This window comes from Pseudomonas sp. (assembly GCF_017744435.1).
In the GTDB taxonomy this organism is placed as follows: domain Bacteria; phylum Pseudomonadota; class Gammaproteobacteria; order Pseudomonadales; family Pseudomonadaceae; genus Aquipseudomonas.
The window spans coordinates 40,651-56,711 of the sequence record NZ_JAGIBG010000015.1 but is presented as its reverse complement, the minus strand read 5'-3'; the positions used below and the strand labels follow the sequence as shown (position 1 = coordinate 56,711).

The 16,061-nt window shown below is 63.6% G+C and carries 17 protein-coding genes; all 17 read left to right on the top strand.

Going from position 1 to position 16,061, the window contains the following annotated elements:
- Positions 1–125 precede the first annotated feature (125 nt).
- The 17 genes from fliH to flhF all read left to right on the top strand — a co-directional run bounded on the left by fliH (position 126) and on the right by flhF (position 16,009).
- Positions 126–887, top strand: coding sequence for a flagellar assembly protein FliH (gene fliH, locus J7573_RS12430; protein ID WP_294335149.1), 762 nt, complete (start codon positions 126–128; stop codon positions 885–887).
- Positions 877–2,235, top strand: coding sequence for a flagellar protein export ATPase FliI (gene fliI / locus J7573_RS12425; protein ID WP_103446487.1), 1,359 nt, complete (start codon positions 877–879; stop codon positions 2,233–2,235). Before fliH ends, fliI begins: the two co-directional genes overlap by 11 nt.
- 6 nt (positions 2,236–2,241) lie before the next feature.
- Positions 2,242–2,694, top strand: a complete 453-nt coding sequence (fliJ, locus tag J7573_RS12420) for a flagellar export protein FliJ (protein ID WP_294335144.1) — start codon at positions 2,242–2,244, stop codon at positions 2,692–2,694.
- 185 nt (positions 2,695–2,879) lie between these two features.
- A complete protein-coding gene (locus J7573_RS12415) occupies positions 2,880–3,185 on the top strand; it encodes an STAS domain-containing protein (protein WP_110636523.1) in 306 nt (101 codons plus the stop codon).
- A gap of 8 nt (positions 3,186–3,193) precedes the next feature.
- The gene (locus J7573_RS12410) at positions 3,194–4,885 is read left to right on the top strand and encodes a fused response regulator/phosphatase (RefSeq protein WP_294335138.1); all 1,692 of its coding nucleotides are present in this window, start codon (positions 3,194–3,196) and stop codon (positions 4,883–4,885) included.
- A 60-nt stretch (positions 4,886–4,945) separates the two neighbouring features.
- On the top strand, positions 4,946–5,293 hold the full coding sequence (locus J7573_RS12405; protein WP_294335135.1) for an Hpt domain-containing protein: 348 nt from the start codon (positions 4,946–4,948) through the stop codon (positions 5,291–5,293).
- Positions 5,294–5,364: 71 nt separating this feature from the next.
- The gene (locus J7573_RS12400) at positions 5,365–6,702 is read left to right on the top strand and encodes a flagellar hook-length control protein FliK (RefSeq protein ID WP_294335134.1); all 1,338 of its coding nucleotides are present in this window, start codon (positions 5,365–5,367) and stop codon (positions 6,700–6,702) included.
- Between the two features lie 223 nt (positions 6,703–6,925).
- A complete protein-coding gene (gene fliL / locus J7573_RS12395) occupies positions 6,926–7,423 on the top strand; it encodes a flagellar basal body-associated protein FliL (protein ID WP_261943215.1) in 498 nt (165 codons plus the stop codon).
- Between the two features lie 9 nt (positions 7,424–7,432).
- Entirely contained in the window at positions 7,433–8,401 is a 969-nt protein-coding gene (gene fliM / locus J7573_RS12390; RefSeq protein ID WP_294335124.1) for a flagellar motor switch protein FliM, read from the top strand.
- A 47-nt stretch (positions 8,402–8,448) separates the two neighbouring features.
- Entirely contained in the window at positions 8,449–8,913 is a 465-nt protein-coding gene (gene fliN / locus J7573_RS12385; RefSeq protein ID WP_110636814.1) for a flagellar motor switch protein FliN, read from the top strand.
- Between the two features lie 12 nt (positions 8,914–8,925).
- Complete coding sequence (gene fliO / locus J7573_RS12380; protein WP_294335352.1) at positions 8,926–9,372, top strand: flagellar biosynthetic protein FliO; 447 nt, start codon at positions 8,926–8,928, stop codon at positions 9,370–9,372.
- The gene (gene fliP / locus J7573_RS12375; RefSeq protein ID WP_103446495.1) at positions 9,372–10,127 is read left to right on the top strand and encodes a flagellar type III secretion system pore protein FliP; all 756 of its coding nucleotides are present in this window, start codon (positions 9,372–9,374) and stop codon (positions 10,125–10,127) included. Before fliO ends, fliP begins: the two co-directional genes overlap by 1 nt.
- Before the next feature lie 21 nt (positions 10,128–10,148).
- Positions 10,149–10,418: a flagellar biosynthesis protein FliQ gene (gene fliQ / locus J7573_RS12370; RefSeq protein WP_294335116.1), complete on the top strand. Its 270-nt coding sequence runs from the start codon at positions 10,149–10,151 to the stop codon at positions 10,416–10,418.
- A 7-nt stretch (positions 10,419–10,425) separates the two neighbouring features.
- The gene (gene fliR / locus J7573_RS12365; protein ID WP_294335114.1) at positions 10,426–11,202 is read left to right on the top strand and encodes a flagellar biosynthetic protein FliR; all 777 of its coding nucleotides are present in this window, start codon (positions 10,426–10,428) and stop codon (positions 11,200–11,202) included.
- Between the two features lie 2 nt (positions 11,203–11,204).
- Entirely contained in the window at positions 11,205–12,347 is a 1,143-nt protein-coding gene (gene flhB / locus J7573_RS12360) for a flagellar biosynthesis protein FlhB (protein WP_294335112.1), read from the top strand.
- Between the two features lie 213 nt (positions 12,348–12,560).
- Positions 12,561–14,690 carry a flagellar biosynthesis protein FlhA gene (flhA, locus tag J7573_RS12355; RefSeq protein WP_294335111.1) on the top strand — a complete coding sequence of 710 codons (2,130 nt, stop codon included), beginning with the start codon at positions 12,561–12,563 and terminating at the stop codon, positions 14,688–14,690.
- An 11-nt stretch (positions 14,691–14,701) separates the two neighbouring features.
- Positions 14,702–16,009: a flagellar biosynthesis protein FlhF gene (gene flhF / locus J7573_RS12350; RefSeq protein ID WP_294335109.1), complete on the top strand. Its 1,308-nt coding sequence runs from the start codon at positions 14,702–14,704 to the stop codon at positions 16,007–16,009.
- Positions 16,010–16,061: the final 52 nt, after the last annotated feature.

The window sequence follows — 16,061 nt, the reverse complement described above, 5'->3', positions numbered from 1 at the left end:
GGGCTGCAAGGCAGCCCCAGGATTTCAGCGTTGTTGCATAGATTGCTGGGGCTGCTCTGCAGCCCTTTCGCGACACAAGGCCGCTCCTACAAGGGCGTGTCGCTTGCAGATGAGTAGCTGAGAACATGCCCACCAAAGAATCCCATCCCAGCGACCTGATCCGTGCCCGCGACCTCGAGGGCGTCGATGTCTGGGCGCTGCCCAGCTTCGACCCGGAGCCTGAGCCGGAACCCGAGCCCGAGCCGGAAGTCGTCGAAGAAGTCGAAGAAGTGCCGCTGGAAGAAGTCCAGCCGCTGACCCTCGAAGAACTCGAAGCGATCCGCCAGGAGGCCTACAACGAAGGCTTCGCCACTGGCGAGCGTGAGGGCTTTCACAGCACGCAACTGAAGGTGCGCCAGGAGGCCGAGGAGGCGCTCGCCGTCAAGCTGGCCAGCCTGGAGCAGCTGATGGGGCATTTGCTGGAGCCGATCGCCGAGCAGGACACGCAGATCGAACGCAGCATGGTGCATCTGGTTGCCCACATGGCGCGCCAGGTCGTCGGCCGGGAACTGCGCAGCGACTCCAGCCAGATTACTCAAGTACTGCGCGAGGCACTGAAGCTGCTGCCGATGGGCGCCGACAACATTCGCATCCACCTCAACCCGCAGGATTTCGAGCTGGCCAAGGCTTTGCGCGAACGCCATGAGGAGAGCTGGAAGCTGCTCGAAGACGAAGCCCTGCTGCCAGGCGGCTGCCGGATCGAGACCCTGCACAGCCGCATCGACGCGACCATGGAAACCCGCATCGAGAAAGCCGTGGCGCAATTGTTCGACCAGCTGCACGACCAGGCCCTGCATCCGGCGGCTGCGGACCTGTCGGTCGAACTGGACACCCACGATGCGCCTTGACCGCACCAGCTTCGGCAAGCGCCTGGGCGGCTACGCCGAGGCGATCGAGCTGCCGGTGCAGCCGGTGGTCGAAGGCCGCCTGTTGCGCATGGTCGGCCTCACCCTCGAAGCCGAAGGCCTGCGTGCTGCGGTAGGCGGTCGCTGCCTGGTGATCAACGACGACAGCTACCACCCGGTGCAGGTGGAGGCCGAGGTGATGGGCTTTGCCGGCAACAAGGTCTTCCTGATGCCGGTGGGCAGCATTGCCGGCATCGCGCCGGGTGCCCGTGTGGTGCCGCTGGACGACAGTGGTCGCCTGCCCATGGGCATGAGCATGCTCGGCCGGGTGCTCGACGGTGCCGGGCGCGCCCTCGACGGCAAGGGCGGCATGCGCGCCGAAGACTGGGTGCCGATGGATGGCCCGATCATCAACCCGCTCAACCGTGACCCGATCAGCACGCCGCTGGACGTAGGCATTCGCAGCATCAACGGCCTGCTCACCGTCGGTCGCGGCCAGCGCCTGGGGCTGTTCGCCGGTACCGGTGTGGGTAAGTCGGTGTTGCTGGGCATGATGACCCGCTTCACCGAGGCGGACATCATCGTGGTCGGCCTGATCGGCGAGCGGGGCCGCGAGGTCAAGGAATTCATTGAACACATCCTCGGCGAGGAGGGGCTCAAGCGCTCGGTGGTGGTGGCATCGCCCGCTGACGATGCGCCACTGATGCGCTTGCGCGCAGCCATGTACTGCACGCGCATTGCCGAGTACTTCCGCGACAAGGGCAAGAACGTCCTGCTGTTGATGGACTCGCTGACCCGTTTCGCTCAGGCCCAGCGCGAGATCGCCCTGGCCATCGGCGAGCCGCCGGCCACGCGTGGCTACCCGCCGTCAGTGTTCGCCAAGCTGCCCAAACTGGTGGAGCGCGCCGGTAACGGTGAGCCCGGCGGTGGCTCGATCACCGCGTTCTATACCGTGTTGTCCGAGGGGGACGACCAGCAGGATCCGATCGCCGACTCGGCGCGGGGCGTGCTCGACGGCCACTTCGTGCTGTCGCGGCGCCTGGCCGAGGAAGGTCATTACCCGGCCATCGACATCGAGGCCTCGATCAGCCGGGTCATGCCGCAGGTGGTGGATGCCGACCACTTGCGCCAGGCACAGAAATTCAAGCAACTGTGGTCGCGCCTGTCCCAGAGCCGTGATCTGATCAGCGTTGGCGCCTATGTCGCCGGCGGCGATCCGGAAACCGACCTGGCCATTGCCTTGCAGCCCAGGCTGGTGGACTTCCTGCGCCAGGGCCTGGACGAGAATGTCGGCATGGGCCAGAGCCGCGACGAGTTGGGGGCGATCTTCACGCCTCCGGCCAAGGGCTGATAGGCCATGAGCCTGCCCGGTCGCGCCGCGCGCCTGGCCCCTGTGGTCAACATGGCCGAAGAGGCTGAGCGCAAGGCTGCCCAGCGCGTGGGGCACTTCCAGCAGCAGGTGGTTCAGGCCCAGGCCAAGCTGGCCGAGCTGGAATCGTTCCGCGAAGGGTACCAGGCGCAGTGGATCAATCGTGGCGGGCAGGGGGTCAATGGCAGCTGGCTGCTCAACTACCAGCGCTTCCTGGCCCAGCTGGAAACCGCCATGACCCAGCAGCGGCAGAGCCTGGCCTGGCATGAGAACAACCTGAAGAATGCCCGTGGCACCTGGCAGCAGGCCTATGCCCGGGTGGAAGGGTTGCGCAAGCTGGTGCAGCGCTACATGGACGAGGCGCGGCGCGCTGAAGACAAGCGCGAGCAGCGTTTGCTGGATGAACTGTCGCAGCGCTTGCCTCGGCAAGGCCATCTGTAACCTGTGCCGGCCTCTTCGCGGGCACGCCCGCTCCTACAGGTGTCGCGTAGCCCTCAGGTCTTGTGAGGTTCCTGTGGGAGCGGGCATGCCCGCGAAGAGGCCAGTGCAGGCTTGCCTTGCTAGTCCTGCCACTGGCTGCTAAACCTTGAAGAGTTGCATTCGCCATCATCGAAGGAATCGCTAGCATGGCAGTCGAGACTGATTTTTCGCAGGACGGGAAAAAGCTCACGATCAAGGTCAAGGGCCGTTTCGATTTCGGCAAGCATCAGGAATTTCGTGATGCCTACGAACGCCAGCCTAAAAGGCCTGATTCGGTGGTAGTCGACTTGAAGGACGCCACTTATCTGGACAGCTCTGCGCTGGGCATGCTGCTGTTGCTGCGTGATCATGCCGGCGGTGACGACTCGGACGTGCGCGTGGTGCATGCCAGCTCCGACGTGCGCAAGATTCTGGCCATTTCCAATTTCGAAAAATTGTTCGATATCAGTTGAGTGTCGAGATGCCGGCCGAACAGGCATTGACCGTGCTGGTGGCTGAGGACGGGGCGGTTGACCGTCTGCTGCTGGCGCAGATCGTCCGTCGTCAGGGCCATCATGTGTACACCGCGGAAAATGGCGAGCAAGCTGTGGCGCTGTTCGCCGAGAAGCGTCCGCAGCTGGTGTTGCTCGACGCCTTGATGCCGGTGATGGATGGTTTCGAGGCGGCGCGGCGGATCAAGGCGCTGGCCGGTGAGGCGCTGGTGCCGATCATCTTCCTGACCTCGCTGAACGAGGAGGATGCCCTGGTGCGTTGCCTGGAGGCCGGGGGCGACGACTTCATGGCCAAACCCTACAGTGCGGTGATCCTCGGTGCCAAGATCCGCGCCATGGACCGCCTGCGCCGCTTGCAGGCGACCGTGCTCGAGCAGCGGGACCAAATCACCCGTCACCATCACCACTTGCTCAACGAGCAGCGGGTGGCCAAGGCGGTGTTCGACAAGGTCGCGCATTCCGGCTGCATCACGGCGCCGAACATCCGCTACCTGCAGTCACCCTATGCGCTGTTCAATGGCGACTTGCTGCTGGCCGCGTTCACCCCGGCCGGTGACATGCATGTGCTGCTGGGTGACTTCACCGGCCATGGGTTGCCAGCCGCAGTCGGCGCGATGCCGCTGGCAGAAGTGTTCTACGGCATGACCGCGAAAGGCTACGGCCTGGCGCAGATGCTGCGCGAGATGAATGCCAAGCTCAAGCGCATCCTGCCGGTGGACATGTTCTGCTGCGCGCTGCTGCTCAACCTGAGCGTGCAGCGCGGTGCGGTGGAGGTGTGGAATGGCGGCATGCCGGATGGCTACCGGCTGTCGGCCGACGGCGACGTGCTCGGCTGTCTCGGTTCGCGTCACCTGCCGCTGGGCATCCTGGCGCCAGAGCGTTTCGATGACAGCACCGAAGTGCTGCCGCTGGCGGCGGGAGAGCGGCTGTTGCTGCTGTCCGATGGCGTGGTCGATACTGCGGACGAGCAGGAGCGCCTGTTCGGTGTCGAACGCTTGCGCGAGGTGCTGGCCGCCAATCGTGACCCGGCGCACTTGTTCGATGAAGTGATGCAGGCCCTGGAGCGTTTCGGCGGGCGGCCCCGGGATGACATCAGCCTGTGTGACATTCGCATGTTCAGTGGCGAAGACCGGGTGCCCGCGCCGACCCTGTATTCCGACAGCGGGCGCTCCAGCCCGCTGGACTGGGCGCTGGGGTTCGAATTGCGCGGTGAAAGCCTCAAGCGATTCAACCCGGTGCCTTACCTGGTGCAGTTGTTGCAGGAAATTCATGGCCTGCGGCCGCGCACCGGCGCCTTGCACAGTGTGCTCAGTGAACTGTATTCCAATGCCCTGGAGCATGGTGTGCTGGGTCTGGATTCACAGCTCAAGCGTGATGTGCAGGGGTTTGCCGACTACTATCAGGAACGGGCCCGACGCCTGCTGGTGCTGAACGAGGGCTTCGTGCGCATCGACCTGAAGGTGGAGCCCTCAGGGGCGGGTGGGCGTCTCACCGTCGAGGTCCGCGACAGTGGTGCGGGGTTCGACGTGCAACGTGTGTTGTCGCGCCCGTCCCAGGAGCAGGAATTGAGCGGGCGCGGGCTGAACCTGGTGCAGCGGCTTGGCAGCCATGCCGAGTGGTGCGAAGGCGGACGCTGCGCCCGCGTACGGTTTGATTGGTGATGCGCCTGGAGCGTCGCCTGGCTGCTCAGGCATAATCCGGCTTGATCAAGGAGTGAACAAGTGACTGACATGCATATTGACCACAAGGTACTCAGCGACTTGCAGGAGGTCATGGAAGATGGCTACTTGCAGCTGCTGGAAACCTTTCTGGAAGACTCCGAGCGGCGTTTGAGCCAGCTGCATGAGGCCAAGAGCGCCGATGAACTGGGCATGGCCGCGCACAGCTTCAAGGGCAGTAGCAGCAACATGGGTGCTGTTGGCCTTGCCCAGTTGTGCCAGCAACTGGAGGAGCGGGTGAGGGTGCGGCCGCTGTATGGCATCGAAGACCTGATCAACCGAATCGATCAGGAATATGTCGAAGTACAGCGCTTCTACCGTGGCGAGCGTGAGCGCGTTTCGGCGAATTGAGTGCGAGTTGGCGCGAGTCTTGCTTTTCTGTGGCCAGATGATTTTCCAGTTTCTGGCGCGGAGACCGCTCAATGCCTGTCGCATCCAACCCTTTGTTGCAAGCCAACACCCTGAGCAAGCCTTCGAATGCAGGCTCATCGCGGCTGGACAAACCGCTACAGGCGGCGGGTGGACTGGGCGGCGGCTTCGACCAGGTCATGGCTGGGCAGGGGCGTGACAAGGCACCCGTGCGCAATGACAAAGTTGCCCAGCCCGCCCCGAAAGACAAGCCTGAGGTTGCCCAGGGCGGCAAGCAGCAGGACGCCGATAAACCGGCGGTTGCCGATGACGGCAATAGTTTGCCAGCAGACGATGCGGCACCGGCACCGGCACCGGCACCGGCACCGGCACCGGCCACTGCCGATGCTGCAGCGCCCAGCGACTCGGGGCTGCTCGATGCCAGCCTGGTGGCCGGCCAGGTGACCGATGCGCAACCCGGCGCGCAGTTGCTGCAGGCCCAGGCCGAAGCAGTGGCGCCGATGTTGCAGGCAGCTATCCAGCAGCCTCCCGTGGCAGCGGTTGCCGAACCAGTGCCGGAGCAGCCCGAGGCCGAGGCCTTCGATCCGGATGCCGACCCCTTGGCCAACCTGCCAACCTTGCGCCTGGCCCTGGAGCAGAACGCCCAGGCCAAAGGCACGACGTCGGCGCACGCTGCCGACCCTGGTAAAACCCAGGCCGATGATGGGCAGGCGGCCGTCAATCCGTTGGCGACCCTGATCGACAAGGTCGAGGGCGAGGCAGGAAAGTCCGAGACTGGCGACAAGGCTTTTGGCGCCTTGCTTGAAGACGGGCTCAAGGACACCAAGAGTGCCAGCAGCGATACCCGTGTCGATGACTTTGCCAACCGTCTGGCCAGCCTGACCCAGGCCGTCACAGCCAAGACCGCCAATGCCGTGCCGGTAAGTGCCAACCCCCTGCATCAGCCATTGCAGATGAACCAGGGCGCGTGGGCTGAAGGCCTGGTCAACCGGGTCATGTACCTGTCCAGCCAGAACCTGAAGTCTGCGGATATCCAGTTGGAACCCGCTGAGCTCGGACGCCTCGATATCCGGGTCAATGTCGCGACCGACCAATCCACCCAGATTACCTTCGTCAGTGGCCATGCTGGCGTACGTGATGCACTGGACAGCCAGGTGTATCGCCTGCGCGAGCTGTTTGCCCAGCAGGGGCTGGCGCAGCCGGACGTGAATGTCGCCGACCAGTCGCGCCAGCAACAGCAGCAGGCGCAGCAGGATGGCTCGCAGCTGTCCGGGGTGGCCGCGCGCCGGGCCCAGGGCGCAGAGGGCGAGCAAGGTGGGCTGGGCGACGTCGCTCGTCCTGTCGAGCAACAGGTGGTCATTGGCGACAGCGCTGTCGATTATTACGCTTAAACCATTTACTGCCTGTGCTGGCCCTTTCGCGGCGGTTCGGCGTCCCGATGAACCCGCTCCCACAGGGTTTCTCGTTGTCTGGAGGGCGGTGCCATACCTGTGGGAGCGGGTTCACCCGCGAATGGGCCGGGACAGGAAAAACACATCCTGACAAATCTGGCATAACACTTGCTCAAGCCACGTCATCCTCCTTTGAAACCCCGCTGGACGACGGATTATTGGCATGGCGAAGAGCGACGCAGTGAAAGACCCCGCCGCAAAAGGCAAACTCAAGCTGATCCTGCTGCTGGTGCTGGCCCTGTTGCTGGCAGTCGGCCTGTCGGTGGGTGCCACCTGGTTCATCATGCACAAGAGTGAATCGGCACCCGCCCCTGAAGCGGCCGCTACCAACGTCAAGGCTCCCGCGATCTACGTGCCGCTGGCGCCCGCCTTCGTGGTCAACTTCAACCAGAATGGCCGCCAGCGCTACATGCAGCTGAGCATCACCATGCAGGGCCGTAGTCAGGCCGACCTGGACGCGCTCTCGGTGCACATGCCGGTGATTCGCAACAACCTGGTGATGATGTTCTCCGGGCAGGGCTTCGACACCCTGGCGGCCAGTTCGGTGGGCCAGGAAATGCTGCGTCAGAAAGCCACCGCGGTGGTCCAGGAAGTGGCGCAGAAGGAAGTCGGCAAGCCGGTGGTCGACCAGCTGCTGTTCACCAATTTCGTATTGCAGTAGGAGTCCGCAATGGCCGTACAGGACCTGCTGTCCCAGGATGAGATCGATGCCCTGTTGCATGGCGTCGACGATGGTCTGGTGCAGACCGAGAGCGTTGCCGAGCCTGGCAGCATCAAAAGCTACGACCTGACCAGCCAGGATCGGATCGTGCGGGGTCGCATGCCGACCCTGGAAATGATCAACGAGCGTTTTGCCCGCTACACCCGTATCAGCATGTTCAACCTGCTGCGCCGCTCTGCGGATGTGGCGGTAGGCGGCGTGCAGGTGATGAAGTTCGGTGAGTACGTGCATTCGCTGTACGTGCCGACCAGCCTCAACCTGGTCAAGATCAAGCCACTGCGTGGCACCGCGCTGTTCATTCTCGATGCCAAGCTGGTGTTCAAGCTGGTGGACAATTTCTTTGGCGGTGACGGTCGTCACGCCAAGATCGAGGGCCGCGAATTCACCCCCACCGAGCTGCGCGTGGTGCGCATGGTGCTGGACCAGTGCTTTGTCGATCTCAAGGAAGCCTGGCAGGCGATCATGCCGGTCAACTTCGAGTACATGAACTCCGAGGTCAACCCGGCCATGGCCAACATCGTCGGCCCGAGCGAGGCGGTGGTGGTGTCGACCTTCCATATCGAACTGGACGGTGGCGGCGGCGACCTGCATGTGACCATGCCGTATTCGATGATCGAGCCGGTGCGGGAAATGCTCGATGCCGGCTTCCAGTCCGACCTCGATGACCAGGACGAGCGCTGGGTCAAGGCCCTGCGCGAGGACGTGCTGGACGTCTCCGTACCGGTGAGCGCCACGGTTGCCCGCCGCCAGCTGAAGCTGCGCGACATCCTGCACATGCAGGCCGGTGATGTGATCCCGGTGGAGTTGCCCGAGCACCTGGTGCTGCGCGCCAATGGCGTGCCGTCGTTCAAGGCGCGCCTGGGCTCGCACAAGGGCAACCTGGCCCTGCAGATCATCGACCCGATCGAACGCCGCTGAACGCGTACCGGTCGCTCTTAACGAATTGAATGCCTGTCGAGGACATCATGGCTAACGAAAACGAGATCACTTCCCCGGAAGACCAGGCTTTGGCCGATGAATGGGCTGCGGCCCTGGAAGAAACCGGTGATGCCGGCCAGTCCGATATCGACGCGCTGCTCGCCGGTGACAGTGGCAAGCCCGGTGCCGGTCGCCTGCCGATGGAAGAGTTCGCAAGCTCCCCGCGACCGAACGAAAACGTCAGCCTCGAAGGCCCGAACCTGGATGTGATCCTGGACATTCCGGTGAGCATTTCCATGGAAGTGGGCAGTACCGAAATCAACATCCGCAACCTGCTGCAGTTGAACCAGGGCTCGGTGATCGAACTCGATCGCCTGGCCGGTGAGCCGCTCGATGTGCTGGTCAACGGCACGCTGATCGCCCATGGCGAAGTGGTCGTGGTCAACGAGAAGTTCGGCATCCGCCTGACCGACGTGATCAGCCCCAGCGAACGTATCAAGAAGCTGCGCTGAGTGAAGGGTACGATGCGGGCCGTGATGGCCCTGGCCACGATGTTGGTCAGCGATCTGGCCATCGCCGCCGCTTCGCCTGCAGCCAGCCCGGCTGCGGCGCCGGCCGCTGCGCCTGGCAGCCTGGGCGGGCAGCTGGCGCAGATGGTGTTCGGCCTGTTGCTGGTGGTAGGGCTGATCTTCTTCCTGGCCTGGGCGCTGCGCCGCATGCAGGGCGCCACGCCCAAGGGCGGCCAGGTGATCGAGATCGTCGGTAGCCGTGCCATCGGCCCGCGTGACCGGCTGTTGCTGGTGCAGGTCGGCAAGGAGCAGATCCTCATCGGCCATACCCCAGGCAGCATCGAGGCCTTGCATGTGCTGGCCGAGCCCGTCGAAGTGCCCGCCAGCGCCCGCCAGGCGACGCCGGAATTTGCCCAGCGGCTGATGGAGCTGATGGGCAAGGATCAGAAGGACAAGAAGTGATGAGCAGCGCGCTGCGCATTGTAGTGACCCTGGCGCTGCTGCTGGCCGCGCCACTGGCTTTGGCCGCCGACCCGCTGTCGATCCCGGCCATCACCCTGTCCAACACCGCGGACGGGCAGCAGGAGTATTCGGTCAGCCTGCAGATCCTGCTGATCATGACGGCGCTGAGCTTCATTCCGGCGTTCGTCATCCTGATGACCAGCTTCACCCGCATCATCATCGTGTTCTCGATCCTGCGTCAGGCCCTGGGCCTGCAGCAGACACCATCGAACCAGGTGCTGACCGGCATGGCGCTGTTCCTGACCATGTTCATCATGGCGCCGGTGTTCGATCGGGTGAACCAGGATGCCCTGCAGCCGTACCTGAGTGAGAAGATGACGGCCCAGCAAGCCATCGAAAAGGCCCAGGGTCCGCTCAAGGACTTCATGCTGGCACAGACCCGGCAGAGTGACCTCGACCTGTTCATGCGCCTGTCCAAGCGCACCGACATCGCCGGCCCCGATCAGGTCCCGCTGACGATCCTGGTGCCGGCGTTCGTCACCTCGGAGTTGAAAACCGCGTTCCAGATCGGCTTCATGATCTTCATCCCGTTCCTGATCATCGACATGGTGGTGGCCAGTGTGCTGATGGCCATGGGTATGATGATGTTGTCGCCGCTGATCATCTCGCTGCCATTCAAGATCATGCTGTTCGTCCTGGTCGATGGCTGGGCGCTGATCATGGGCACCTTGGCCGGCAGTTTCGGCGGCGTCTGACGCCGTCAAGGAGAGCCCCGCATGACACCTGAAGTAGCTGTCGACCTGTTCCGTGACGCGTTGTGGCTGACCACCCTGATGGTGGCGGTGCTGGTGGTGCCGAGCCTGCTGGTCGGCCTGGTGGTGGCGATGTTCCAGGCCGCCACGCAGATCAACGAACAGACCTTGAGCTTCCTGCCGCGCTTGCTGGTGATGCTGGTCACGCTGATTGTCGCCGGGCCCTGGCTGGTGCAGAAGTTCATGGAGTACATCACTGGCCTGTACACCAGCATCCCGCAGCTGATCGGTTGAGCCTGCCATGCTGGAGCTGACCGACGCGCAGATCGGCACCTGGGTCGCCACCTTCATCCTGCCGCTGTTCCGGGTGACTGCGGTGCTGATGACCATGCCGATCTTCGGCACGCGCATGTTGCCGGCACGCATCCGCCTGTACGTGGCGGTGGCCATCACTGTGGTGATCGTACCGGCGCTGCCACCGTTGCCTGAGTTCGATCCGCTGAGCTTGCGCGGCCTGCTGCTGTGTGGCGAGCAGGTGATCGTCGGCGCGTTGTTTGGTTTCTCCTTGCAGTTGCTGTTCCAGGCCTTCGTCATCGCCGGGCAGATCATCGCCGTGCAGATGGGCATGGCCTTCGCCTCGATGGTCGACCCGGCCAACGGCGTCAACGTGGCGGTGGTCAGCCAGTTCATGACCATGCTGGTGAGTGTGCTGTTCTTGCTGATGAACGGCCACCTTGTGGTGTTCGAGGTCATGACCGAGAGCTTTACCACCTTGCCGGTGGGTAATGCCCTGGTGGTCAACCACTTCTGGGAGATGGCCGGCCGCCTGGGCTGGGTGTTTGGTGCCGGCCTGCTGCTGATCCTGCCGGCGATCACCGCGCTGCTGGTGGTGAATATCGCCTTCGGCGTGATGACCCGTGCGGCTCCCCAGCTGAACATCTTTTCGATCGGTTTTCCGCTGACCCTGGTGCTGGGCATGGGCATTTTCTGGATTGGCCTGGCCGATGTGCTTTCCCACTACCAGACGTTGGCCAGTGAAGCGCTGCAATGGCTGCGTGAACTGGCGAGGGCGCCCTGAGCATGGCGGAGAGCGAGAGCGGTCAGGACAAGACGGAAGACCCCACCGACAAGCGCAAGCGCGACGCGCGCGAGAAAGGCGAGATCGCCCGTTCCAAGGAGCTCAACACCGTTGCTTCGACCCTGGCCGGTGCCGGGGCGCTGCTGGCCTTCGGCGGCAACCTGGCGCAGACGTTGATGACGCTGATGCGGATGAACTTCTCGCTGACCCGCGAGGTGCTGACCGACGAGCGCTCGATGGGCATGTTCCTGCTGGCCTCGGGCAAGATGGCGATCTGGGCGGTGCAGCCCGTTCTCATGCTGTTGTTCGTCATCGCCTTCGTTTCACCGATTGCCCTTGGCGGGTTCATTTTCTCAGGCAGCCTGCTGCAGCCTAAATTCAGCCGCATGAACCCATTGTCGGGTATCAAGCGGATGTTTTCGCTGAACTCGCTCACCGAGCTGCTCAAGGCGATGGCCAAGTTCATGGTGATCCTGGTGGTGGCGCTGGTGGTGTTGGGCAACGACCGGCAGGCGCTGCTGGCGATTGCCAATGAGCCGTTGGAGCAGGCGATCATCCATAGCGCCCAGGTGGTTGGCTGGAGTGCTCTGTGGATGGCGGCCGGGCTGCTGTTGATCGCGGCGGCCGACGTGCCGTTCCAGCTGTGGCAGACCCACAAGAAGCTGAAGATGACCAAGCAGGAGATCAAGGACGAGTACAAGGACAGCGAAGGCAAGCCCGAGGTCAAGCAGCGCATCCGCCAGCTGCAGCGCGAGGTGTCGCAGCGGCGCATGATGGCCGCCGTGCCTGAGGCTGACGTGATCATCACCAACCCGACGCACTATGCCGTGGCCCTGCAGTACGACCCGGAGAAGGGTGGGGTGGCGCCATTGCTGGTGGCCAAGGGCACCGATTTCATCGCCTTGAAGATTCGCGAGATTGGCGTCGAGCACAAGGTGCAGATCCTCGAATCGCCGGCCCTGGCGCGGGCGATCTACTACTCCACCGAGGTCGAAGGGGAAATCCCGGCAGGGCTGTACCTGGCGGTGGCGCAGGTGCTGGCCTACGTGTTCCAGATCCGCCAGTACCGCGCCGGCAAGGGCAAGCGGCCCGAGCCGCTTAAAGAAGACCTGCCGATTCCGTCGGACCTTCGTCGCGACGATTGATTCAAGCCTGTGCCGGCCCCTTCGCGGGCGCGCCCGCTCCCACAGGGATATCACAAGGGTTGAGTGTGCGCTGTACTTGTGGGAGCGGGCGCGCCCGCGAAGAGGCCGTTACAGGCAACATGAATCCATAACCGAGTAAAGTTGGAAGGCTTCTTGCAGAGCCACGCCCAAGCGCCCCTTGGGCGTCAAAGTTTTGCATCAAGAGGACTCGCGGTGGATCGCACTCAGTTAATCAGCAACGCCCGCAACAACCTGGCCGGGCTCGGCCGGGGCAACCTGGGCGTACCGTTGCTGCTGCTGGTGATGTTGGCAATGATGATGTTGCCGATACCGCCGTTCCTGCTCGACGTGTTCTTCACCTTCAACATCGCCCTGTCGATCGTGGTCCTGCTGGTCTGCGTGTACGCCTTGCGCCCGCTGGACTTCGCCGCGTTCCCGACCATCCTGCTGGTAGCGACCTTGTTGCGCCTGGCGCTGAACGTGGCCTCCACGCGGGTGGTCATGCTCCATGGTCAGGAAGGCCACGGCGCTGCCGGTAAAGTGATCCAGGCCTTCGGTGAGGTGGTGATCGGCGGCAACTATGTGGTCGGTGCGGTGGTGTTCGCCATCCTCATGATCATCAACTTCGTGGTGGTCACCAAAGGTGCCGGGCGTATTTCCGAGGTGAGCGCACGCTTCACCCTCGACGCCATGCCCGGCAAGCAGATGGCTATCGACGCCGACCTCAACGCTGGCCTGATCGACCAGGCCCAGGCCAAGGCGCGCCGCGCCGAGGTGGCCCAGGAGGCCGAGTTCTACGGTTCGATGGACGGTGCCAGCAAGTTCGTCCGCGGTGACGCCATCGCCGGCCTGCTGATCCTCTTCATCAACCTGATCGGCGGCATGCTGATCGGTATGCTGCAACACAACATGTCGTTCAGCGATGCGGGCAAGGTCTATGCCTTGCTGACCATCGGTGACGGTTTGGTGGCGCAATTGCCATCACTGCTGCTGTCTACCGCCGCCGCGATCATGGTCACCCGTGCCTCGGGCTCCGAGGACATGGGCAAGCTGATCAATCGTCAGATGTTCGACTCGCCCAAGGCGCTGGGTGTGTCCGCGGCACTGATGATCATCATGGGCCTGGTGCCGGGCATGCCGCACATGGCCTTCCTCAGCCTTGGCCTGCTGGCCGGTGGCGGCGCCTACCTGGTGTGGAAGAAACAACAGAAGGCCAAGGTAGAAGCGCAGAAGGAAGCTCAGCGCCAGCAGGACCTGCTGCCGTCGCCGCAGCGCGCGCTGGAAACCAAGGAGCTGGGTTGGGACGATGTGACACCGATCGACATGATCGGCCTGGAAGTTGGCTACCGGCTGATTCCGCTGGTCGACCGCAACCAGGGTGGCCAACTGCTGGCGCGTATCAAGGGCGTGCGCAAGAAGCTGTCCCAGGACCTGGGCTTCCTCATGCCGACCGTGCATATTCGCGACAACCTCGACCTGCAGCCCAGTGCCTATCGCCTGACGCTGATGGGGGTGATCCTCGCCGAGGCCGACATCTACCCGGACCGCGAGCTTGCGATCAACCCGGGTCAGGTGTTTGGCGTTCTCAATGGCATCGCCGCGCGCGATCCGGCATTCGGTCTTGAGGCGGTATGGATCGACGTCGGTCAGCGCGCCCAGGCGCAGTCGCTGGGTTATACCGTGGTCGACGCCAGCACCGTGGTTGCCACCCACCTCAACCAGATCCTGCAGAAGCACTGCCACGAGCTGATCGGCCACGAAGAGGTTCAGCAGCTGTTGCAGGTATTGTCCAAGGCATCGCCTAAACTTGCAGAAGAGCTGGTGCCCGGTGTCATTTCCTTGTCGGGGCTGCTCAAGGTCCTGCAAGCATTGTTGTCCGAGCAAGTGCCGGTGCGTGACATCCGCAGTATTGCCGAGGCCATCGCCAACAATGCCAGCAAGAGTCAAGATACCGCCGCGCTGGTGGCGGCAGTGCGCGTCGGATTGTGTCGTGCCATCGTCCAAAGCATTGTCGGCGTTGAGTCCGAGCTGCCTGTGATCACCCTTGAGCCAAGGTTGGAACAGATCTTGCTCAATAGTTTGCAAAGGGCCGGGCAAGGTCAGGAAGACGGTGTTCTTCTTGAGCCGAGCATGGCCGAAAAGCTGCAGCGTTCGCTGATCGACGCCTGCCAGCGCCAGGAAATGCAAGGCCAACCGGCCATTCTTCTGGTAGCTGGCCCGATCCGTGCCATGTTGTCGCGCTTCGGTCGCCTGGCTGTACCGAATTTGCATGTTCTGGCGTATCAGGAAATACCGGATAACAAGCAAGTCACCATCGTTGCCACAGTGGGCCCCAACGGCTGAGGTAGTGGGTTATGCAAGTCAAGCGTTTTTTCGCCGCCGATATGCGTCAGGCCATGAAGCTGGTCCGTGATGAGCTGGGCTCCGATGCCGCCATCATCGGCAACCGCCGCATCGCCGGTGGTGTCGAGCTGACCGCCGCGCTGGACTACAAACTGTCCGCGCTGGCCCCGCGCGTGCCCAACGTCGAACTGGAAGAAGAGCTGCGCAAGACCCAGTCGCGCATCGCCACTGCCCAGGCCGAGCTGGACAACCGCGCCGAGGCCAGCGAAGGCAACCGCCAATTGTTCGCCGGCCAGTCGCTGACCGCCGCCGAGCCGTTGATCGAGCCGCATGTCGATGCCCCGGCAGCCGCTGCGGCACCTGCTCCGGCCCCGATTGACCCGCGCCTGTTCGACGCCATGCGTTCGGAGCTGTCGGGCCTGCGTGAACTGCTCGAAGTGCAGCTCGGCTCGCTGGCCTGGAACCAGCTGCAAGGCAGCAAGCCGGCCCAGGCCAACCTCTGGCGTCGCCTGCAGCGCATTGGCCTGTCCGGCCCGATCGCCCGCGAACTGCTCGATCTCACCAATGGGATCGAAGAGCCGCGCCAGGCCTGGCGCATGCTGCTGGCGCACCTGGCGCGGATGATCAAAGTGCCACAGGTCGAACCGATCGAAGAGGGCGGCGTGATCGCCATGGTCGGCCCGGCCGGCATGGGCAAGACCACCACCCTGGCCAAGCTGGCAGCGCGTTACGTGCTCAAGTACGGCCCGCAGAACCTGGCCCTGGTGAGCATGGACAGCTTCCGCATCGGTGCCCAGGAGCAGCTCAAGACCCTGGGGCGCATCCTCAACGTGCCGGTGACCTATGTCGATCCGGGCCAGTCGCTGGCAGCCGCGTTGGAACCGCTGCTGCGCAAGCGCGTGGTGCTGATCGATACCGCCGGCCTGCAAGCCAGCGACCCGGCCCTGCGCATGCAGCTGGAAACCCTGGCCGGGCGTGGCATTGCCGCGAAGAACTACCTGGTGCTGGCTACCACCAGCCAGAAGCAGGTGCTGACCGCTGCCTACCACAGCTACAAGCGCTGCGGCCTGGCTGGCTGCATCCTGACCAAACTCGATGAAACGGCGAGCCTCGGCGACGTGCTGAGCCTGGCCATCAGTCATGAACTGCCCGTGGCCTACCTCACTGACGGTCCGCGCATTCCTGACGACCTGCACCTGCCGCGTCCGCACCAGCTGGTGACCCGCGCGGTCAACGTGCAGTTGCAGGACGAGCCCAGCGAAGAGGCGATGGCCGACATGTTCGCTGATCTCTACCACAACCCGCGGCGCGCAGGTTGAGGATGAAGCGTATGCAAAGTACCTACATTCCGGGGCTGGCAGTGCTACCCCG